Source organism: Candidatus Profftia sp. (ex Adelges kitamiensis) (genome assembly GCF_020342455.1).
In the GTDB taxonomy this organism is placed as follows: domain Bacteria; phylum Pseudomonadota; class Gammaproteobacteria; order Enterobacterales; family Enterobacteriaceae; genus Profftia.
On the sequence record NZ_CP080506.1, the window covers coordinates 258,763 to 283,437 of the forward strand.

The 24,675-nt window shown below is 22.8% G+C and carries 11 protein-coding genes; 3 read left to right on the forward strand and 8 right to left on the reverse strand.

The features are described 5' to 3' along the window. The first annotated feature begins 5 nt into the window (after nt 1-5). The 3 genes from K0T98_RS00590 to der all read left to right on the forward strand — a co-directional run bounded on the left by K0T98_RS00590 (nt 6) and on the right by der (nt 3,530). A complete protein-coding gene (locus K0T98_RS00590) occupies nt 6-578 on the forward strand; it encodes a YfgM family protein (protein WP_225639483.1) in 573 nt (190 codons plus the stop codon). 10 nt (nt 579-588) lie between these two features. Continuing rightward, complete coding sequence (gene bamB / locus K0T98_RS00595; RefSeq protein WP_225639655.1) at nt 589-1,767, forward strand: outer membrane protein assembly factor BamB; 1,179 nt, start codon at nt 589-591, stop codon at nt 1,765-1,767. 278 nt (nt 1,768-2,045) lie between these two features. Continuing rightward, nucleotides 2,046-3,530: a ribosome biogenesis GTPase Der gene (der, locus tag K0T98_RS00600; RefSeq protein ID WP_225639484.1), complete on the forward strand. Its 1,485-nt coding sequence runs from the start codon at nt 2,046-2,048 to the stop codon at nt 3,528-3,530. 3,257 nt (nt 3,531-6,787) lie between these two features. On the opposite strand, the gene nusB is transcribed toward der, so the two are convergent. From nusB to accD, 8 genes are all read right to left on the reverse strand, one after another. Next, nucleotides 6,788-7,198: a transcription antitermination factor NusB gene (gene nusB, locus K0T98_RS00605; RefSeq protein ID WP_225639485.1), complete on the reverse strand. Its 411-nt coding sequence runs from the start codon at nt 7,196-7,198 to the stop codon at nt 6,788-6,790. A 691-nt stretch (nt 7,199-7,889) separates the two neighbouring features. After that, nucleotides 7,890-9,149: a transcription termination factor Rho gene (rho, locus tag K0T98_RS00610; protein WP_225639486.1), complete on the reverse strand. Its 1,260-nt coding sequence runs from the start codon at nt 9,147-9,149 to the stop codon at nt 7,890-7,892. 461 nt (nt 9,150-9,610) lie between these two features. Continuing rightward, entirely contained in the window at nt 9,611-9,937 is a 327-nt protein-coding gene (trxA, locus tag K0T98_RS00615; protein ID WP_225639487.1) for a thioredoxin TrxA, read from the reverse strand. 3,851 nt (nt 9,938-13,788) lie between these two features. After that, on the reverse strand, nt 13,789-15,819 hold the full coding sequence (gene rep / locus K0T98_RS00620) for a DNA helicase Rep (RefSeq protein WP_225639488.1): 2,031 nt from the start codon (nt 15,817-15,819) through the stop codon (nt 13,789-13,791). A gap of 3,008 nt (nt 15,820-18,827) precedes the next feature. Further along, nucleotides 18,828-19,352, reverse strand: coding sequence for a CvpA family protein (locus K0T98_RS00625; protein ID WP_225639489.1), 525 nt, complete (start codon nt 19,350-19,352; stop codon nt 18,828-18,830). Nucleotides 19,353-20,266: 914 nt separating this feature from the next. Next, a complete protein-coding gene (gene dedD / locus K0T98_RS00630) occupies nt 20,267-20,941 on the reverse strand; it encodes a cell division protein DedD (RefSeq protein WP_225639490.1) in 675 nt (224 codons plus the stop codon). Further along, nucleotides 20,931-22,220: a bifunctional tetrahydrofolate synthase/dihydrofolate synthase gene (folC, locus tag K0T98_RS00635; protein WP_225639491.1), complete on the reverse strand. Its 1,290-nt coding sequence runs from the start codon at nt 22,218-22,220 to the stop codon at nt 20,931-20,933. Before folC ends, dedD begins: the two co-directional genes overlap by 11 nt. Before the next feature lie 177 nt (nt 22,221-22,397). Next, complete coding sequence (gene accD, locus K0T98_RS00640) at nt 22,398-23,300, reverse strand: acetyl-CoA carboxylase, carboxyltransferase subunit beta (RefSeq protein ID WP_225639492.1); 903 nt, start codon at nt 23,298-23,300, stop codon at nt 22,398-22,400. Nucleotides 23,301-24,675: the final 1,375 nt, after the last annotated feature.

Here is a 24,675-nt window from a genome sequence, read left to right on the forward strand (position 1 = left end):
AAAAAATGCATAATGTTATTGAATTATTTAAAAAACACAGTAGATTACTATTTATTAGTTTGTTAATAATTATAATTATATTATTCAGTTGGTATTACTCGAAGAATTATCGAAAGACTCAAATATACTGGGATGAGCAATTTAATCAACATGGTTTGAAAGAACAGGAATGTCTCAATAGTATACAGTATTTAAATAAAAATTATAATTGTTATATATTATTAGCTTTACTAAAATCAATACAACATGAGATTAATCAGCAGAATTTTTATAAAGCTGAACAACAGCTATATTGGGCTAAAATGCATACTAAAGATAAAAATTTAAAATCTCTAATTAATTTGCGTTTGGCGCGTGTTCAAATACAGAGTAATAAATTAAACAATGCACTTAAAACATTAGATTTAATTACATCTACTGGTTGGGTTAGTATAGCTGAGGATCTACGTGGTGATATTTTAGTTAAACAGGGCGATATAAAAAGCGCTCGTAAGGTATATCATAAAGCATTATCTTCCAGTGTTTCTAAATTTTCACAATATTTACTTCATATTAAAATCAATAATTTATCTAGTTAAGGGGATAATAATACATTTGCGTAAAATTCTCTTAATAGGTATTATAATATTTTTAAGTGGATGCTCTTCTTTTTACGGTTATAGTAATATTAACACTATGTTACCTTTACCTAAAATTAAAACAAAATTTACACCAACTCAGGTATGGAGTAAGTCTATTTTTAGGAGTATCAGTAGTAGCTTTTATTTTCATCCAGCACCCACCTGGAAAGATAACTGTATTTATGCTGCTAATTATATAGGTATAGTCAAGGCAATTGATATAAAGAGTGGTAATATCATCTGGTCTGTTAATTTAGCAGAAAAATATAATTTTTTTTCTTACAAACCTGCTAAATTGTCCGGTATTTTAGCAGTTTCTGAAAATATGATCTTCGTAGGTTCTGAACATGGCTTTATTTATGGATTAAACTTAAAAGATGGTACAGAAATTTGGAAAACTATGGTTTTTAGTGAGGTAATCTCACGCCCAGTTATTAGTGATCATCTTATTCTCATTCATACTACTAATGGTATGTTACAGGCTTTAAGAAAGAAGGATGGAGTAATTGAATGGAGTGTGCATCTAGAAAATATGCCTCTTCTTACATTGCGCGGTGAATCACCCCCTGTAATTTCTTATGGAGCTGCAATTGTAGGTACTGATAATGGTTTTATTAATGCGGTATTATTACAGAATGGACAAATTATTTGGCGTCAGAGTGTTACACAACTCAAGGGAGCAACAGAGATTGAACGTATTAAAGATGTTGATACAACCCCTGTAGTAGTCGATAATGTTGTGTATTCTTTAGGTTATAATGGCAATTTAGCTGCCTTAGATTTGCGTTCTGGTCAGGTTAAGTGGAAATATTTAATTAGCTCGGTAAACGATTTTATCGTTGAAAAAAAACATATTTATATTGTGGACCAAAATGATCAAATTTTCGCACTAAGCATAAATGGTGGTTTATCTCTATGGCAACAGAGTAATTTATTACATCGTAATCTTACAGCTCCTGTGTTATATCATGATTATTTAATTGTAGGAGATTGCGCAGGTTATGTGCATTGGATAGATATAAAAAATGGTCTTTTTGTATCTCAACAAAAAGTAGATAGTTCCGGTCTCCTTAGTATATCAGTAGTCAATAGTGATGAACTTATTATTCAAGCTCGCAGTGGTAAATTTTATGCATTTGTATGCTGATATTTACAATAATTTATTTTATATATGAAAATACTATCTATATTATATCGGATATTGATCACATCAATAATACAATAATAGGATTGTTTAATAATTAAATTAATTATATATATATTAATAAATATTAAATAGCATAGTTTTTTATTTATTTATAATCAACTTATAGAGAATTTACTTAGTAAAGAATGTACTTTTTTATAAAAACATCAATATTAGAGTGTTAGGTTCCTCTTTGTACTATATTAAAAATGAGTTAATATTTATAATAGGTTTTTATTATGATACCTGTAGTAGCTTTAGTTGGACATACCAATGTGGGTAAATCTACCTTATTTAATTGTTTAACGCGCACCCATGATGCTCTGATCGCTGATTTTCCAGGGTTGACACGGGATCGTAGATATGGTCGTGCTATGTTTAATGGTTATCAATTTATTATCATTGATACTGGTGGTGTTGATAGTATCATACATAGTGGTATTGAATTATGTATAGCAAATCAATCTTTTACGGCGATTCAGGAAGCTGATATAATATTATTTATAGTTGATGCACGTGTAGGTTTATTGCCAATTGATAAATCTATTGCAAAAAATATTCGTAATTTTAATAAAGTAACTTTTGTAGTAGTAAATAAAATTGATGGCATGGCTTGTGAAATTGCGGTAAGTAGTTTTTATGAGCTGGGTTTTAAAGAATTATATCCAATTACTGCATCTCATGGTCGTGGTATTACATATCTGATTAAAAAAATATTTATTCCCTTTGCTGGTACACTAAAAGATAAGTACCAGCCAATAAAAGAAGAAGTACATGCTGCTTATTGTGTTCATAAGGTATCTAATATAGTAGAAAAAATAGTACAAAAAAAAAGATGTAATGACTTTTTAAACGAACAACCAATTAAATTGGTTCTTGTAGGTCGTCCTAATGTAGGTAAATCAACATTAATTAATTGTATTTTAGGTGAAGAACGAGTTGTAGTTTATGATATTGGCGGTACTACACGTGATAGTATTTATATACCAATAAGACGTGGTAATAGAGCATATATTTTAATTGATACTGCTGGAGTACGTCAACGTAATAAAGTAATAAATACTGTTGAAAAATTTTCTGTAATTAAAACTTTACAAGCAATTGAGGATTCTAATGTAGTATTACTAATTCTTGATGCTTATGAAGGTATTATAGATCAAGATTTATCTCTATTGAGTTTTATCCTTAATAATGGTCGTTCACTGGTTATTGTAGTTAATAAATGGGATAGTGTATCTAAAAATACAAAAATTCAAGTTAAAAAAATATTAAATTTAAAGCTAGGTTTTGTAGATTTTGCTCGTATCCATTTTATTTCTGCACGATATAAACAAGGTATAAGTAATTTATTTAATTCTATTAAAGAAGCCTATGACTGCGCAACTAATCGCATAAGTACGTCTTTACTGACTCGTATAATGCATATGGCACAGGAAAATCATCAACCAATATTAATACGTGGTCGTCGCGTTAAATTAAAATATGCACATTCTGGTGGTTATAATCCTCCAATTATCGTTATACATGGTAATCAAGTAGAAGATTTAACATCTTCTTATAAGCGTTATCTAATAAATTATTTCCGTCGTTCAATGAACGTTATGGGTACGCCAATCCGTATTCAGTTTAAAGAAAGTGATAATCCATATCTAGACAAACAAAATATATTAAATCAAAATCAGATACGTAAGCGTAAACGTATGCTAGCTTATATTAAGCAATAATAAATATCAACTAAACTATCTAATTTAAATAATAGTAAAAATATTATTAGTAAAATAAGAGTTAAGGTAAATTAATACCTTACATTATGAATGTATAAGATAGTAATCTTTTAAATTAAATTCTATTTATTAAAAATTTTCTTAATATTATCTTTAATTTTACTAATACTTTAATTAAATAGAAAACAAAATATAACTAAAAGCATAGCTAATATCTAATATACATTTTAAAGGTATATTAGAATTTTTAGTATTCTTGTTTTAATAAATATAATACAGCTATCATTACAATGAATATATAGATTATATATCTCAATAATTATCTCAATATAATAATAAAATTGTATTTAAAAAATGTAATATATTAATATTAATTGTATAATTTTAGTGAAATTTCTGTATGTAATATCTAAGATTATATGAGAATCATTATATGTATTTTGAATTACTATAATTCTACTATATATTTAATATATTCATTTTTTATATATATGACTTAGGTAATCTTATTTTTATACATTAGTATAAATATACTAGTATTTAATACTAAAAAATTCAATTTTAGTATTGAGAACTTTGTATATATAGTACTTTTTTATAAAAAGTATTATATATACAATTAATAAAATAATTTATAAATGTATTTTTGAGTAAGTATGTAAATATCTTTTTATTTTTATATAATATATATATTTAATTTTTATTCACTTAATTATTAATATTAATATTAATGTCGTATCTGAACTAGAATCATATTTTAGCGTAGGTGTTATATATATTTATTTAGGTTGATCATATGATCAATAATTATTAATATTATATATTAATACAAGTTGTTAGCTTTAAAGTATAGTTTAAAATAAATTTTTTGTTGTGATTTTACATTAAAAACAAATAGTACATTTTATTATAGATATAATAAAGTGTTACTTGAGATATTTTATAACTTAAAAGTAGCTAAACTATTTATAATATTCTAGATATTTTTTCGTAGTATTCTTAATTTACTTGTAATATAAAATATTCTATTGATAAAATATTTTTAAAACCTATATTATTTTTAGTTATTTAATAAATCTATAGTTTTTATATTTTTATCTAAAACAATTATAAAAACATATTATTAATTGTTATTTTTATTTAGCTTACAACTGAAATTTTTATAGTAAAATAGTTACATCGTTATATATTTAAAGGACTATTTTAGATATCAATATATTTATTGTATTATGTCTTTGAACACAAATATGTGTCTTTCTAGTTTTTTTATTTAATTTATCAATGTTTTTATATTCAATAAATAACTTTAAATTATCAATATATTATTTAAAATAAATAATATATTGATAGGCATTATTTACTAAGAATAACTTCTAAATTAGAACAACAACTATAAAATTATATTTTATATTACAACAAAAATATATTGTTAATAACAAGAACTTTTTATTATAAAAACTGTTATTTTTATAGGATTTAACTGTATATTAAAAGTGTATTAAATATAAATATATTTGACACATTTTAATTCTATAATAATTGTTTTTTATATCTAGATAACTAAATATAATTTAAATATTTAAAAGAAATAAAAATGTTTTGATAATTAATTAAATTATATAAATATAAATATAAATATAAAGTATATTTCTATGTTGTTATAATAAACATAACATATATCTCAAAATATATTTAGCATATAATTGAATATTATAATATAAATAATTATTTATTTTATATATTTAATAACTAATGAACGTTATTTTAACGTATATACTATAATAATAAATATTACTGTATTTTTATAAATATTAAACAAATAAAATATACTGTTTATTACTAATAATAATTATATAAGTTTCACCACTATAATATCTGAAATAAAATTATTTATATCATTAATATTATTTATAAATACAATTATTAAGATTAAATAAATACTTGGTATTATTAAAATACAAATAAATATATTAAAGATATATATCTTTAAATTTAATAAAGAAATATAAACTTCTTATAATAAATCTTATATTTAATAATAATGTAATTATTAAATATTTTATTTTTAATAATTATTACGATTATAATACGGAGTAATTACTATTTTACAGCAATCTAGTAAATTATGGTAGTATACAATACTACAACAGATTTACTTTTTCTTTATTATAGATATGTTAGGTAAAATACTTTAAATGTTTATAGAGTAAGTGTAATTTTAGCTACATAAACTGTAATTTTTATCACGATATTAGTGTTACCTCTATAATTATTAAAAAATCTTTTAAAAAGTTTGATAAAATTATTAAATTGTAGTATATATCTATCTATATATTAATAAAGATAAGCGTTAATATAGCAGTTAATAATTTAATTACATAGATAATTTTTATATAAAAAAATTTGCTATAATATTATCTAGTATAACATTATATATTTCCATATATAACGATCAAACTAACTAATGAGTCATAGTGTCTATATAATATATGGAGAATTATAAAATAGCATAATACTTATTGTTAATTATTTATCGTTAGTGCTATTGTGTAATACAAGTTACAATTAATTCATATTAATGATACTACAATGATTATATATGTATAACTCTCTTTTAGAGAGCGTTAAACTTAATTTCAGTTTATTAAAGTAATATTAAATTATTTAATAATTTAAAGGTATTATATTTAATAATATATTATAAAAAGATTTAATTAAAATATTAATAGATAAATTAGAGTAAAATTATATAGATAATATCTATTATTTATTTTAGTTAACAAATTAAGTTAAGTAAACATTAATTACTACTCTCACTATAGAGTAACACTATAATGCTTAGATTTTATAATATATATTATACAGTAATATCTTTTATATAGTATAAATGTTCAAAGTCTCTTTAGCTATAGAAAGTAATATTTTACATAATTCATATAAAAAATTTTATATTGTGATATTAATATATTATATTTTTATTATATATAGATAAATTATAATAAGTATTATAAATATAACTTATATCAGTTATAATACAATTGTATATACAAATATAATATATAGTTAAAGTAATACTTAAAATATTTTATGTATACTAATTACAATTAAGTAGTAATGTATTTTAATAATTATAATATTAAATATATTTTTTATTGAAACATCTATAATTATTAATTAATAAAAAATACTTTAATAAGTATCTTAGTATTTAATAACTTTTATTATGACCTTATTAATTTTGGTGGTATTTTGTTTTACTATTTACGAATAATTGAAGCAATGGTATTTAATACACCATTTATAAACTTATAACTATCTACTGAACCAAAATACTTAGCTAACTCAATACCTTCATTAATTACGACCTTGTAAGGAATATCCTTTCGCTTACTTAATTCAAATAGAGAAATACGCAGTACTGCTTTTTCAATTTGGCCTAATCCTCTTATCTCACGAGATAACACAGGTATCATGAGTTTATCTAAATACTCTGAATTAGTAGCTACTCCATGCAACAACTCACGAAAGTAGTTAATATCACAGTTATTAACTGCGTGTTCTGACAAGAATTGAAATTCAATATCAGAAATATTATTTTGGGATATCTGCCAAGAATATATTGCTTGCACAGCACATTCACGGGCGAGGCGACGAGAAGTAGGTTTCAAAAAAATATTATCCTTAATAAAAAGATCAGGACTTAATTACTTTAAGAACATTCATTATTTTAAGATATGCTATAGAAGGTTCTGTTCTTTTATTTACAATCTTTAGTACATATACTTTAAATATCTTGTTCTATATTTTTAATAGTTAGCATGCCAAATTATATTGGTAATTTCTTTTAAGAGCAATACGTGATAGATAGCAGATTGATTTATCAGTAATAAATTAAAGTGTACACACTGCTACTAATTAAAGTACCTAAAGTAATAATAATATCATAAATTTTATAATTAACCAACAATATAGTAACAATTAATCGTAACTTATAAACATCTAGAATTTTAAACTATAGTAACATTTTGTTAAGAACTTGATTTATAAGTTCAAGATATCTAAAACACTATATAATAGATGACTGTTAATAAAATGATTTAAACGTGTTACAAAAATAATAACTATATGCGATTGCGGAACTACTGTAATATCTTTAATAGTTCTCATGCATATGATTGATTATATCATATCTCTCTTAATACATATTTTTTTTATTTAATTAAAATCTGTATGAAAATAATAAAATAATAAAATAATAACTATTAGTTTAATTTAAATATTAATATTTGATTTTTAATACTTTTTAAAACAAAAGATAGCTATATTATATAGTAATTTTACCGCACTTTATGTAAAGTATTATGAACGTTTCATCATATCAAAAAAATTATCATTTGTTTTCGTCATGGCTAGTTTATTAATAAGGAACTCCATTGCATCTATTTCACCCATAGGATGAATAATTTTACGTAAAATCCACATTTTATGTAATTCTTCAGATGTGGTAAGAAGTTCTTCTTTACGAGTACCAGATCGATTGTAATCTATTGCGGGAAATACACGTTTTTCTGCAATTTTACGGGATAGGTGTAACTCCATATTACCTGTACCTTTAAATTCTTCATAGATTACTTCATCCATTTTAGAACCAGTATCAACTAGAGCTGTAGCGATAATCGTTAAGCTACCACCCTCTTCTACGTTACGTGCAGCCCCAAAAAATCTTTTTGGACGATGTAATGCATTAGAATCTACACCACCAGTAAGTATTTTACCTGATGCTGGTACTACTGTATTATAAGCACGAGCTAAACGAGTGATGGAATCTAGTAAAATAATAACGTCTTTTTTATGCTCAACAAGACGTTTAGCTTTTTCAATAACCATTTCGGCTACTTGTACATGACGAGAAGCTGGTTCATCAAAAGTAGAAGCTATTACTTCACCATTAACTAAACGCTGCATCTCTGTTACTTCCTCTGGTCGTTCATCTATCAATAGAACCATCAAAGTGCAATCATAATGATTATAAGCTATACTTTGTGCAATATTTTGTAGTAGCATTGTTTTGCCAGCTTTTGGTGGAGCAACAATAAGACCACGTTGACCGCGACCAATTGGAGAAGCTAAATCTAAGACACGAGCTGTTAGATCTTCTGTAGAACCATTACCTCTTTGCATATAAAGACGAGAGTTTGCATGTAAAGGGGTAAGATTTTCGAATAAAATTTTACTACGGGCGTTTTCTGGTTTATCGTAGTTAACTTCATTAACTTTTAATAAAGCGAAATATCTTTCTCCTTCTTTTGGGGGGCGTATTTTACCGGAAATTGTATCTCCTGTGCGAAGATTAAAGCGACGTATTTGACTAGGGGAAACATATATATCATCAGGACCTGCAAGGTAGGAACTATCGCCAGAACGAAGGAATCCAAAGCCGTCTTGTAATATTTCTAACACCCCATAACCAAATATATCTTCACCGCTTTTTGAATGTTGTTTTAGGATTGAAAAAATTATATCCTGTTTACGCATACGGGCTAAATTCTCTAAACCCATATGTTCTCCGAGAGTAATTAACTCAGAAACCGGTGTATTCTTTAGTTCGGTAAGATTCATAATGATGGGTTCTTTAAACGTAGGGGTATAATATATTTCTAACGTATTATAAATATTATAACAGAAGTTATTTATATCTGTTTATGGAATTCTTCTATAGTGTTTGGATGCTAATTATAGTATGTATAAATTAATACACTTTCAAAATAATATTTAAAATTTAATTTACGCGTATTAAATCATGGTATATAAGGACTTAATAGTTTTAAATTTAATGCTTTATAGGGTCTTGCTAAGTAAACAATGATAATTATATTAATCTGCTAAAACTATACTCAATAGTATCCTAAAAATAAAGGGATCTTAAAATAGAATAAAACTTAGATAATAACTTTATGATTTAAATTATAGATAATTATGATACTGCGTTAATTTTAAAAAATAACATGCTTATAAATAATATTCTAGACGTTAATAGTAAGAAAATAAATAACTATCATATAATATCTTATATATAAGAATTATAAATTAGAATTTAAGAATTCTTCTAATTGTGTTTTAGATAATGCTCCAATTTTAGTCGCAGTTACAATACCTTTCTTAAAAAGAAGCAGAGTTGGAATACTACGAACACTAAATCTCGGCGCAATTGCTGGATTTTCATCAATATTTAGTTTTACAATACTCAATCTATCTCCGTATTGGTGCGCAATTTCATCTAAAATAGGAGCTATAATTTTACATGGACCACACCACTCTGCCCAGAAATCAACTAGTATCGGTTTTTTAGCTTGTAATACACTGATATTAAAGATTTTTTCACTTATATGAATAACTTTATCATTCATATTTCACTCCATATAATTAAGTTTACTATAGGTATTGATTGATTCAATTTATCTAAGTGTAACATTATTTAATGATGAATCTACTTTATTTTTAATAGGTACCTACTTTTAAAACAATATTTTTATGACAATATTGTAAATTATAATCACTATTATTTTATATGTAAGATTATACTAAATATATTTTTTGATATATTTATATTTAGTAATTTTTTATTTTTTAATAAAATCATTTTAAATTAAATTAAAAATTTTACAGATAAGTAAGTATCAATAGGTATTAATAATAATTTAATATTTATCATTATTTTAATCTGATCTTGTATAAAGATATTATATAAAAAATATTTTATTCATAAATAAATAATTACTTTTATATTGAAAGTATAATGTATAACATATTTAAATAAATCGAAAGATTAACTTTTATATTGTACGTTATGTATTTAAAGTTTAATTCAGTAATTATGGTGATTATTACTAAAATAATCAATAGATACAAGTAACAACATAAAATAAATTTACTGAAATATCTTTATATTAATTTATATTTATAAATAAGAGGTATTTATACAAGTATTTCTTAAAAAGAAATCATCCTTATATTGTATAATTTTATATAACTCTATATGGAGTCTATATGATTAATAAATAACTATAATCTAATATGACCACATATAATGCAAAAGCTTAAGTATATTTAATTTTATATACAACAATAAATTATTATCTTTGTAAATGTTGTTATTATTTTAAGTAAAAACTTTATTAAGAAATTTTCTTAAAGAAAATTATTCTCAATTAAGATTTAGCATCTTATTAGTATCAATATTTTTTATAAACAATAAATTATAGATATTACAATGAAATAATAGTAATGTTAAATATATGTAGTAATCTCTAATTTTTAATATTATTAAATTAAGATAATACATGATATCAATCACTAATCTATGATATTTAATCTTTTATTAGATAATAAAATATTATGGATTTATATCAGTAATTATATTTAATATATTTAACATAATTTTTCTTTTATACTAATTACATATAATATGGTAAAATAATATACATACTAATTAATATAATAACAAGAGATTATATTATATGATATATAGTAAATTATAAGAATATTATTCTAAAATTAGATATTATAATATAATGTATTGAGTATTTAATTATGTAAATGAATTTAGTATTAAGATTGGTAAATAGTGTAACTAGATTAAGATATCTATATTTATAGATATGGATATTAACAACTTTTTATAATAGTATCTTTGTGGAAATAATGTGATAGTTTAAGAGTATGCTTAGTTTGTGTTATATTTTATTAAATATCATTGATATTTTATTAATGTAGATAACTAAAATTAGCCCTTCCCTCCAATAAAATTACTTAATGATTAATTACGTTAATTAGAGTTATTAAACACAAAACAATCTGAAAACAATTTATTATAGTGGAAAATTTGAGAAAATATCTGTAATAATCTTAAGATTAATTGTAATGATTTTATGGATATCTTGTATTTAATAACTTTTTATTTTATGCATATTTTTACGCGTAATTAAGTTTAGTTATTTTAATAGATTATATTATTTATAAGTTTGTTTATGTTTTTGATGTTTTACAAGATATCTTTAGATGTCTTAATTTAATTTTATTATTCACAATATCACTCTATAATCAATTCTCTTTGTGACCCTTAGTATACATAGGTAATACTTATTGTTTTCATTGTTTTACTTGTTGTATTTATTACTAAACTTATTTAAGTACCATTATATTAGTAAAGGTTATTAAATTAATAATATTAATATTCTTTAAGTACTTAGTTTGTTGAAGGTTAGTTAACCTATATAAGATAATAGTTAATGAATCATTTTATTTTTAGTTGATATTCTTGGTAGTTGCGTTAAATATCAAAGTAGTAAAGAAATTATAATTTCTTAATAATGAATTATAAATTATATTATGTACTTATAGTATATATTTCTATGTTAATTATTCTATAATGTATTTTTAATTTTATTAAAATAAATTTTAACATATATTATCATAATTATATAAGTTTAAAGTAGGATTGAACTATAAAACAGTATATTTTTTTAAACAATGACTAATTTTGTAATCAACTACTAATCATAGATTTAAAATCATATTTTATATCTATGATTAGTACAAAGAATAATTCAATGTTTTAGCAAAATATATAAAATATCACTTATTATACTAAATATCTTTTGTATGATTAATAGCGGTAGTAAATAATAAAGAATATTTTTATAAGTTATACAAATGAACAACATGAAGAATAATAATATGAGTATTTAGCTATTATTAATATTTATTTTATAAGATAATAGAAATATTGATACTATAGTATTTAATACTACCTGCTACTTAAAGCAATTATTAAAATAACTAGTATTTATATGTTTATTATAAAATAAGATAGATATTAAATTGGTAGTATTAGGTTTTATATAAGTATATATATTAAAATATAATAAAACTATAACAATATATTTTTATTGGTTTATCTTTTACCTTAACTATTATAATAGTTATGTCGTTAATATTTCAATTGATTATACATAATTTTTTATATATTAAAACAACAATATAAGCCAGAATATAACTTCTAGTATTTTATTTTTAAATATATTCTAGTAATTATAGTAAATCTTACGATTTATTTTTAATTGTAATATTTTTAATTACTAGTAAGTAATTTAATATGATGTAATATCATTACATTTGATGTATAATATATCTAATGTATTTTACATAGTATTTATTGTTTATTTTTAAAATATTATACTACAATTAGTTAACATTAATAATAATTTATTTATAAATTTTAAGATACATGTTAAAATAACATGTAACATTATAATATTCTAAAAAATAATGTACCTCAGAAATACAATTATAATAATATATAGTTATAGTATTTTAAATATTTATTATTATAAAGTGATAACATTAAAAATAAATTTAAATTATATCCCCCTTAAGGATATTAAGCCTTAATAGGCTATTTAATCACTATTTATAAGGTAATAAGTTATTAATGTACACTTAATGGTATTAAAATATATAATTTATTTAAAATAAGGAGGATATTATTTATAATATGAATTTTAATAAATTATTATATTAAGTATATTGTAAAATAGAAGTGATTTATATTAATAAGTTATTATAATAACCTATTGATCGTAATTTTATATTAATTAATATTTTCTATAATTATTAGATAATTATAAAAAATATTTTAAATAATTTTTATGAATTATCTTTATATATTTATAGCATTAAAAATGATTATTTTATAATAAATTAATAGAATAATTATTATTTGATAAATAAACTTTTAGTAAATATTGCTAAATAATAATAAATGCTTAAACATTAATATGTACAGCTACTCAATAAACATGGTTCAATAACCCTTATTTTGTCTATGCTATTAAAAAATTAGTAAGATAATATATAAGTTTTAATATGAGTAAATTTTTACTAAGATAGAATCTTATAATTTAAAATATAGTTTTTAACTATTTTTATTGTTAATGTTAATAACATATATTATTTAATAAGGTATACCATATAAGTAACAAAAAAATATAATAATTTATTACTTATATATTAATTTTATACGATACTAGTTAACAACTATATATAAGTCACTTTGTAGTAAAAGAATATTATAATAATTTATATATTATTATAAAGAGAAAGTTTTTTATATTCTTCTAGAAAACATATGCCTTATACGTAAAGTACTTAAAAATTGAGATCTTTTAAAGTATGTATTTAAAAAGCTAAAAATATTCATTTAGTTTTTTTTTACAGTCTGTTCTAACATAATACGAATATTAGCTACGTTTCTTTGTCCTATCTGCATACGTTCCTGTAGACTTACTACTTTATGTGTTTTCTCCCATCTTAGATCATCTTGAGATAGTTCTAATAAAAAACGGCTAGGTTCAGGATATATTAATGTGCCGTATTGGCGGCGTTCACGACATAAAGTAAACACTAATTCCTTTTGTGCACGGGTTATCCCTACGTAAGCTAGACGACGTTCTTCATCAATATTATTTTCATGTATACTAGTTTGATGTGGGAGTAAACCTTCTTCCATCCCTACCATATAAACATATGGAAACTCTAATCCCTTAGATGCATGTAGTGTCATTAATTGTACTTGTTGTTTAGTATCATCTTGATTTTCGCAATTTTTAATAATATCATGCAGTGTAAAATGCGCTATAACTTGAGTAAGTGTCATGGGTGGTGTATCAATATTATTGCCTTTAAGCATGTCAGTCATCCAATTAAACAACTGATTTATATTTTTAATGCGTATTTCAGCCTCTTTAGTACTAGAAGATACCTCAAGAAGCCAGTTATTATAATTAATACCATTCATAAGGTCGTACAATGCAGCTACTGGTTTATTCTTAGATAGAATAGATAGCTCTTTAATCCAGGATGTAAATCGCTTGAGAGCTTCTAATCCACGTCTAGTTAATTTTTGACTAAGACCAATGTCAAAGCTAGCATAAAATAAACTAATCTTTCGATAGTTAGCCCATAACCCTAATTTATTAAGTGTAACTAAACCAATATCACGTCTTGGTGTATTCACAATACGTAAAAATGCGCTATCATCGTTTGGGTTTGTCATTATGCGTAAATATGCTAATAGATCTTTAATCTCTGGACGTAAAAAAAAAGAAATATTACCGGAGATATGATACGGAATGCGGTTTTGCATTAGTATCTTTTCGAATACACGAGACTGATAGTTTCCTCTATATAATATAGCATAATCTCTATAGGATGTTTTATAAATCAAGTGATGTGTAATAAGATCTCCAATAACTCGTTCTGCTTCGTGTTCTTCATGGTTTGCAGTAATTATTTTAAGTTCTTTGCCGTAACTTAACTTAGAAAATAAGTGTTTTTTAAAAAAATGTGGGTTATTAGAAATAAGTTTGCTAGCAGATTTTAAAATTCGCTGTGAAGAACGATAATTTTGTTCTAGCTTAATTACTTTTAGATTTGGAAAATCTTCTTTAAGAAGAATTAAATTTTGAGGACGAGCACCACGCCATGAGTAAATAGATTGATCATCATCCCCTACTACAGTGAATAATTTACGACTTTTTACTAATAATTTAATCAATTCATACTGGCTAGTATTGGTATCTTGATATTCATCTACAAGTAGGTATTGAATTCGTTGATGCCAGCGTTCTCGTACTTTTTTGTTATTGCGTAGTAACATGGTTGGTAATAAAATTAAATCATAAAAATCTAGCACGTTACAGGATTTTAAATAAGTTTCATACAATTGATAACAGTGTGTAAATATTTTGTCGCGTTCAGATAATGCGATAGTTGATGCTTTAATGGGGTTAATAAAATTATTCTTCCAATTTGAGATAGAAGATGACAGTTGTTTAATTAAATCTTTATCTTTTGATAACCATTTCTCACTTAAGTCTTTTAGTAGAGCTAGTTGATCTTGATTATCAAATAATGAAAAATTAGATTTTATACCTAGGCTTTGATACTCATTTTTAATTATTTCTAAACCTAAGCTATGTAATGTAGAAATTATTAGTCCAAACGCTTCTTTATGGTCTATACTCTGTAAAGTACGTTCTTTCATTTCTTGAGCAGCTTTATTGGTAAAAGTTACAGCTGCAATATGACTAGGTTTGTAGTTACATTGATGAATAAGATATGCAATCTTATTGGTGATAACACGAGTTTTTCCTGAACCGGCACCCGCTAAAACTAAACAGGGACCAGTAACAAATTCAACAGCTTTTTGTTGTCCAGAATTTAAAAGCATAGATAAATTAACCTGTAATATATTATGTAGATAATAAAATTAATAAAAAGAGATCAATAACAGTTAAAAATAAAACTATAAATTTAAATGAGTTTTTCTACTTCAATCTTGATATACTATTATAGTATTATAAGACTCATACCATTTAATTAATTAAATGTAATTTCTGTTAAAATGATTTTATTTAAAAAATAACAGATATCGTTACATTATAGTAAAGTTTTAATTCTATAAAAAGGTAAAATGATAAGTTTTATAACCTAATTTTTTATCTCAAATTATATAAATTTATAATATTTTAGTAATTGTTAATAAAATAACTTGTAATCTGTAAGAAATAAAATTCTATTATAGAATAATCTATTTTTGCTTTTATAGATTACTGTTTTTATTTTAAAAATGTCAGTATAGTATATTCCATGCATTATTAAATTAATAAAAGTTTTTTTGATTAATTTATTCGTATCTTGTTATATTAAATACTACTTAAAATAAGTATTTTTAATATTTTATAAAATAAATGTATCTATTATTGGGAATAAAAGTATATTTATTGTAATATAATTATTGTTTAATTTATATTAATTCAATGATTATCACTTTAGCATAAGATATTGTTTTATTTTTGATCACATATTTTTTCTTAATAATTGTATGCAATATTTATATTGCAGTAAAGTATTAACATAATAAGATATTTTTGTTTGTATTTAAATTATTCTTAATATATATATATTTATATATATTAAATACATTAATATGGACAGTGTAACAATACAGTGTAATCTTATTTTTAATATAACTAATAATATTTTTGATGTTATATATTAGATTAAATAATTATCTAGATAATCATTATCTAATTTTATTCAAAAAAGTAATTAATCTTAATAAATTAATAATTACCATTATAAATCATAGTACTAAGATTCTATTGTAATATTACTAATATACATTTATAAAAATAACTATAATATTAGTATTATACTATTTTAGTAAAAACTATGATTTTAGAATTCATATCTTTAAATTTTAATTTATAATATACTTTATACTGATTTTTTATGTTTTATGTTTTATGTTTTATGTTTTAAAAGTAAATTATTTGATTAAAGTTATATTATATAATTTTTTTTAATAAATATATATAATTATTCAAATAATAATATTGAGCATAAATAAAATCATTACTACTTAATTTAAGTATTATACTTTTATAATATATATATTTATATATAATATTTTATTTTAAAATTAATTTTCTTGGTAATATATAATTATATGATCACCTTATATACAGGGTATAAATGATTATTATGAAATAATAGTTATTGCTGAATAAGTAATAGACACAGTACCTAGTGTTATTAAATGTAGTAGTACTACTATATATATTTTAAAAAAAATTAAAGTGTTATTAACATTGATAAATATCATATACTTATCAAGTGTATATCAATCATATTAATAGTAATTTGTTATTTTTTTGTCTAACATAAAAGATGTTATTTAATTTTAAAATACATTATTAATACTATAATTAATAGTATTATTAGATATATTGTACTTAAGTTTTCTTTAAATCATTCAAAATTATTAGATAACGCATATATAATAAAACTGAATGTTAGCACAATTACTATATTTTAAAATATCCTAAATCTAAATATAATAGGGATTTTGTATACGATATTTTTCATAAACTACTTTTTAAACATAACTAATACTGGATTTGTTAAGGTATTATAGATATAACTTGATATATAATCTAAAGTACTTTTTAATCAAGCATATTAGATTAACTATCTCATCTACTTAAAAAAAATATTCTACAAATACTTTATTAGAAAAATTTTGTAATCTAAACCATAACTATTGTAGAGTACACTGCTAATTCTAAAGATACAAAAGTGTTATATGTTTTTATTAAAAAATACCCCTTTATTAACTAATAAATACAAATTAAAGATAATATCTTGTTGTAATATATTTAAGGTATGGATGCAGTTTATCTTAAAATAGTTTAGTAGTTTTCATAATATTTATTAAAATAATTAAGGAATTATAATTATTTTATAGATATTTATATATCTAGAATAGGTAATACTTCTAAAATAGAAGTTGAAGTAAAAAAAATTATCATTAGCATTAAATAGATCACTATAAAAATGGGTACACCTAAAAATAGAGTAAAAACTTTAATACTGTATTATTTTCAGTATAAATACTATATAAGGAGATTATTCTTATAATAATACTAATATTATTATCAGTTAATGAATAGATAATATTCATTAAAAACCTGATTTAAGTAAGATACGTGTACAATACTTTATTGCTTATATAATTTGTATATTACTTTAAGAGTTTATGATATATTAATTTTAATTATCTTATTATTCTTATTCAATAAAATATATAAAATAGGATTATTTTGCTTTTTCTCATTTAGAATCAATAATTTATGATTCATCCCTAATATATCATTATTTAAAATAAATAAAATTATTTATATATAAATTAGTAATTTATATAATTTATTATTAATAATATTATAAAACTACTGTAAGTTAAGTGAATATAAGGCTAGTATTAATATCAATAAAGAATACAACATACTAGTTAGATTGAGTAGTAAGTATCTATTAGATATTAATAATTTTTAAAGAATAAAAATTTAAGAAATAATAATGTGATGCAATATTTTTTTATATAGCATTAGTAAGATGATATTATTTATAATAAAAGTATATTATTTCGAATATTTATTATTATATAATAGATTGTATATTTAAAACATTAGTTTTTATAAGATAAACTATCGAATATATTAAGTTATACTAACTAAGTAAGCAAATTAAAGGATATAATATATTTATATAAAAAATAATTTTAGTAGTATTCATAAAATAATGAATGATTAGTTAATATATGAAATCATAGTGTTAAATTTATTGACTGCAAAATATTAGAAGCACATAAAAATACTTTATTGTTTGATTCTATTATTAACTTATACGCATCGGGAGTATAGTAATAGATGGTAAATTTTCTTGTAAAAAACTAGATTTACTCTGTATATATTCAAATAGCCATTTCATTATATTTATTAATTCAGGAACAATCTTGGATTCTTCCCAATCTAGGTTTTGTATTACAGCAGTAAAAGTATCTAGAAAAAATAAGCTTACTAATACGATTAGCAAACCACGCATTAAACCAAAACATAAACCTAGTATACAGTCAGTTTTTTTGAGATCAGTATGATTTATTAAGGTACTTATGATATAATTAATAATAGCTCCAATAAAAAGTGTTATAACAAATAAAATAACTATTGCAACGCTTTTTCTTGCTAATTCTTCGCTAAAACTAGTACAGTAAATAGATAAATTAGTATAAAAATGACTTGCGATAAAGCATGCCGCTCCCCAAGTAATAAGTGATAATATTTCATTTATAAAACCCCTTATTAAGCCAATGTACGCTGAAAATAATATAACACTAATAATAACCCAGTCTATCCAAAACATAACTATTCCAATTAAAATGATCTCAATATCTATGTATTAGTTAATAACTATAAAGTGAAAACTATTTGACAATAGTTGTTATTTTTAGAAAATATTATAAAAATCAATTATTATAATATTATTATTAATATACTGCTATTTTATATATATTATATAAATAATATAGTAATTTCCTTTAAAACAAGACCATTAAATATCTTTAATATTACTATATTAATATAGGTATGACTACTTTATTAAAATAAGTAAATTCAATCTTTAATTAGATTAATTTAGTAATAAATAAAATAAATAAATACTATTAATAGTCTTAGTAATGTTATGCATTTAAAATATAATAATATTATAGGTATTGCCATCTAAATATAAGATATTTTTTATTTATAATATTAACTTTTAGAGAATTAATATAAATGAAAGAATGATCTCTTTTATTATATATTAATATTTATGGATAAATATTAATATATAATATTATTAATAATACACTTTAGTTATTTCAATTAAAAATGAGCTTCTTCTTAGAAGATGTTGGTATGAAGTTTTTTATTTTTGATAAAAATAATTACTAGTATATATAATTATTTGCGGTTATTAGAAAATATTTTAATATTATAATTCTGTATTTATATATGCCAAGTATAATTAGTATATGATTACTAATTGTATATAAAGTACTTGTGCATTTAATAATATATATTATATATTCTATTGTTTACTTATACCACTACAATATAAGTTATATTCTTTAGTAATGTTTCTAGCATGAATACCCAGAATATATTTTGAGTGGTATTCTTACTTATAACCTTTATATACTTACAATAAGATCATTACTAAAAAATATTTTCCAGTTATTAAGTAATAAAAATAATTTTGATATTAAAAATGAAAAAGACCTTAAAATAAGTATATTATAAATTACAATTATAAATACGTACCTGACCATTTAAACCACTTATGCGATGTAATTCAGGTAAAATATACTGTAGTTTTTTCTTTGACGTCTCAGGACCTACAAATACATAAATAATGTCTCCTTGAACTGGACAGTTAGGATTTGTGTAAACGTGATAATCGTATAAACGTAGTTTTCTTACTATTTTATTAGCTTGATCAAAATTATGTAATACACCTAGTTGTACTATATATGCTATTCCTGCTGGTGCTATCTCTTTAACTTTAGGTATTTTTGTGATTATTTTTTTTTGTGTAGTAATATTATGTTGTTTTACTTGTTTAACTTTAAGTTGTAGTTTAGCAATGTGATTACAATATTGTTGGATATTTTTAGTATTTAATTTACCTATACAATGACTACTTTTATTATTTAGTATAGCAACATGGTTGTATTTTTTTCGGATATCATTGGGTGTTTTATATTTTTGTGGTATTTCACTGAGTATTTGAGTAACAGGAGGCATGTTATTCATTAAAACAGATTTACTTGGAGGTTGAGGAACCAAGGGGATGATAGAAAAATAATATTTATGAGATCTTTTTTGCCCTGTTACTAAACTAGGTAATAAAATGATAACTAATACAATAATAACTATACTAATACATTGGTTTTGAAGTTTATTTGTCACTAATCTTTTCCATTTTTAATGCTGTCATAACATGTGATATAGTACAGAATGAACCAAAAACTATTACTATATCTTCTGGAGAAGATTCGTGCATTGCTTTTCTCCAGGCACTATCTATACTGACAAATATATTAGGCTTATCTAAATATTTAATTAAATATTCAATAGGAGCCCCACGTACACCTTCTAATGGAGCACAGTACCATTGATTGATTATGGGTTTTAGACATGATATCGTACCTGCTATATCTTTATTCTTCATCATACCTACAACTGCACGCAGTAGTCCTACTTTTCTTGTATTTAATAGTTTTAAAATCAATTTCTGTAATCGCTCAGCTAAATATATTGCTGCATGCGGATTGTGAGCTACATCTAGAATTAATAAAGGTTTTTTATTAAAAATCTGGAAACGTCCTGGCAATCTACAATTCTTTAAACCTTGAATAATGGCTTTTTTATGAATATTTAGTTTACAGTGACGTAATGCCGCTAATGCAGTAGCAGCATTCTGTAATGGTATGTGTGGTAACGGTAAATTTGACCATGTTTTACGTGGATCATACCATAACCAATTATTATCTGTAATCCTAAAATTCCAGTCAATATTACAATTATAAAGTATTGCATCTTTTTCTAAAGCTACTTCAGATAAAGCCATAGGCATATCAGATTCACCTACTATAGCTGGAGTTCCAGCGCGAAAAATACCTGCTTTTTCTCGACCTATACTATCTCTATCTAATCCTAATTGTTCAGTGTGATCAAGTGCAACATTAGTAATTATAGCAATAGTAGGGTCAAGAATATTAGTAGCATCTAAACGTCCACCTAGACCTACCTCTAGGATAATTACATCGAGTGTATAATATTGAAAAATTTGCAATGCTGATAAGGTACTATATTCAAAATATGTCAGAGGTATACCACATCGTATTGTCTCTAACGCTGCAAATGAACGACAATGAACTAATTCAGTAAGTTCTTGTCCTTGAATACGTATACGTTCAGTATAACATAAGATATGTGGTGAACTATAAACTCCTACGCGGTAATTTGCAGCTAGTAAAATAGTTTCTAATATTCGACAAGTAGTCCCTTTACCATTTGTACCTGCAACAGTAAATATGGTTGGAGCTAATTTAAGAATATTAATCTTTTTAGCTACCCGTCTAACTCGTTCAAGTTCTAAATCAATAATTTTATTATTATTATTTTCAATGTAATATAACCAATCATTTAATGATGATGTATCCTGAGGGGTAATAAAGCTATTCATAGTTATCGATTTTTGTTCGAATAATTGATATTGGTTTAGTAAAATATGTATAATAGTCTCAGTACCAGATGTAATAATTATAAATTTATATTATTAAAATAATAGAACATGTAATATGCGTTTAAATTTTTGAGTAGTATAAAGTAATTTTAAATAAAATATCTATCACATATAATCTTATGTCTTATCCTTAGTATGCATTGAATTCAAATTCTCACTAACGATAGGTTCTGGTTTTCCTGTCATTTTAGCTACAAGACTTGCTAATTTATTTCTCATTTCTGGACGACGCACAATCATATCTATCACCCCTTTTTCAATTAGAAATTCGCTACGCTGAAAACCAGGTGGAAGTTTTTCACGAACAGTTTGTTCAATAACACGGGGACCAGCAAAGCCAATCAGCGCCTTAGGTTCTGCTAAATTAATATCTCCTAGCATAGCTATACTTGCAGATACACCGCCCATTGTAGGATTAGTTAATACAGATAAATAAGGCAATTTTTGTTCTTGTAGTTTAGCTAGTGCAGCACTAGTTTTCGCCATTTGCATTAGAGATATTAATGCTTCTTGCATACGAGCTCCACCACTAGCAGAGAAACAAATTAATGCACAGTGATCTATTAGTGCTTGTTCAACAGCACGAATAAATCTTGCACCAACTACAGAAGCCATTGATCCCCCCATGAAAGCGAATTCGAAAGATGCAGCTACAACAGGCATACCCTTTAGTAAACCGTTCATTACAACTAATGCATCTTTTTCACCTGTATTTTTTTGTGCTGTTAATATGCGATCTTTATATTTTTTAGAGTCTTTAAACTTAAGTATATCTTTCGGTTCTAGCTCGCTACCAAGCTCAACTTCACTTCCTACATCCAATAAAGTATGTAAACGCATACGTGCAGATATACGCATATGATGATCACACTTAGGGCAAACATCTAGGTTGCGTTTTAGTTCAGCTCTGTAAAGAACTTGACTGCAGTTATCACATTTAGTCCAAACACCTTCAGGGATATTCATTTTACGCGTTTGCTTGATATTACTCTTTTTAAGAATATGTTCAATCCAACTCATTGATAACCTTCTAATTAATTTAACTAAATAATTAATATTCTTATAAATACCATTATATAATTCTATAGATATAACTCTTATTATATTTTAAAACAAATTAAAATACTAAAATTAAAAAAAAACTAAGTTTATAGTATATATATTTTATTATATAAGTATTCAACGATCTTTATTTAAGTCACTAATAATATTTATAAATTTGTGTAAAGTTACACAGGGTAACAAAGTTAAGTATTTAATATTATTGAGTATTACTTTAATTTAAACTATATTATTTTAAAGGTATTGTATTATATTAAAATGTTTGGTATTGATAAATAAATTGATTAGATTATCACAAAAAATAAAATTAATTTAATGTTATATACTCATGTTATATAGGATATTTTTATATCCAATACATTATTTTTATTTACAATTGTATTCTTATTATTAAGATAATATTATTATGAATATTAATTGTGCTATTTTAATATAAATCTTATCTTATTAATAATTATAATTGTTATTTATAATAACAAATCTTGATATATTTATAGATATTTGGCAAATATCATGTAATAAATATCATTTAAACATCTAAAATGAGCATGATAGTAAGTTAAACATGCCAAGTAATATTGCTTATATTATTCACTAGTCTAGTGATACTTCTCTTTGGTTGATTATTTTTATAATTTAAATACATTATATTTATCTTAACTATTGCGCTTTTTATTTAAAATAAAATATTTTACATTAAATTCATGTTAATATTCTATATTAATTATATTTATAATTAATATAAGAAAAATTAGTTTAATATAAGATAGAATACAATTATTTTAATATTTTATTCTTTAAGCTAGAAATATATTTCTAGAATTTTATATTTCTAGATAGTTCTATTATAATATTTTAAAATAAAGAATAATCTATTCTTGTAGCATTACATTTTAAACAAAATTATATTTTGTATGTTTCCTTATTTTTAGAAAATTTTTTAGTTTTATTCCTGTGTAATCATAAACTAAGTTTTAATTATCTTTTTTATATATTTTCTTTTTAGTTATTTATCAACAAGACATTATGATATATATAAAAATATTAATATTTTAAGTTACATAATTCTCCAGATATCTTTTAGAATTATATAAGTTTAAGTATTTATAAAGCAATAAAGAATCTTATGTATGTAGTACATAATTATATAATACATACTATTAAATAGTTTTTATTTTTTAGTTTTTCGCCACTTTAGGTGAGATATGTTAAATATTATATTTTATATGTAGTATTTAATACTATAGGTTACTATTAGATTGTAAAAGTAATTAGCATATAACTATCATCTTAGTCTAACAGTGATATTAAATTTAATAATACACGATTATTC

What these genes read in the sequence shown, in the direction of transcription:
- K0T98_RS00590 (WP_225639483.1), top strand. Translation starts at nt 6, where the DNA reads ATGCATAATGTTATTGAATTATTTAAAAAACACAGTAGATTACTATTT.
- der (WP_225639484.1), top strand. Translation starts at nt 2,046, where the DNA reads ATGATACCTGTAGTAGCTTTAGTTGGACATACCAATGTGGGTAAATCT.
- rho (WP_225639486.1), bottom strand. Translation starts at nt 9,149, where the DNA reads ATGAATCTTACCGAACTAAAGAATACACCGGTTTCTGAGTTAATTACT.
- trxA (WP_225639487.1), bottom strand. Translation starts at nt 9,937, where the DNA reads ATGAATGATAAAGTTATTCATATAAGTGAAAAAATCTTTAATATCAGT.
- rep (WP_225639488.1), bottom strand. Translation starts at nt 15,819, where the DNA reads ATGCTTTTAAATTCTGGACAACAAAAAGCTGTTGAATTTGTTACTGGT.
- K0T98_RS00625 (WP_225639489.1), bottom strand. Translation starts at nt 19,352, where the DNA reads ATGTTTTGGATAGACTGGGTTATTATTAGTGTTATATTATTTTCAGCG.
- folC (WP_225639491.1), bottom strand. Translation starts at nt 22,220, where the DNA reads ATGAATAGCTTTATTACCCCTCAGGATACATCATCATTAAATGATTGG.
- accD (WP_225639492.1), bottom strand. Translation starts at nt 23,300, where the DNA reads ATGAGTTGGATTGAACATATTCTTAAAAAGAGTAATATCAAGCAAACG.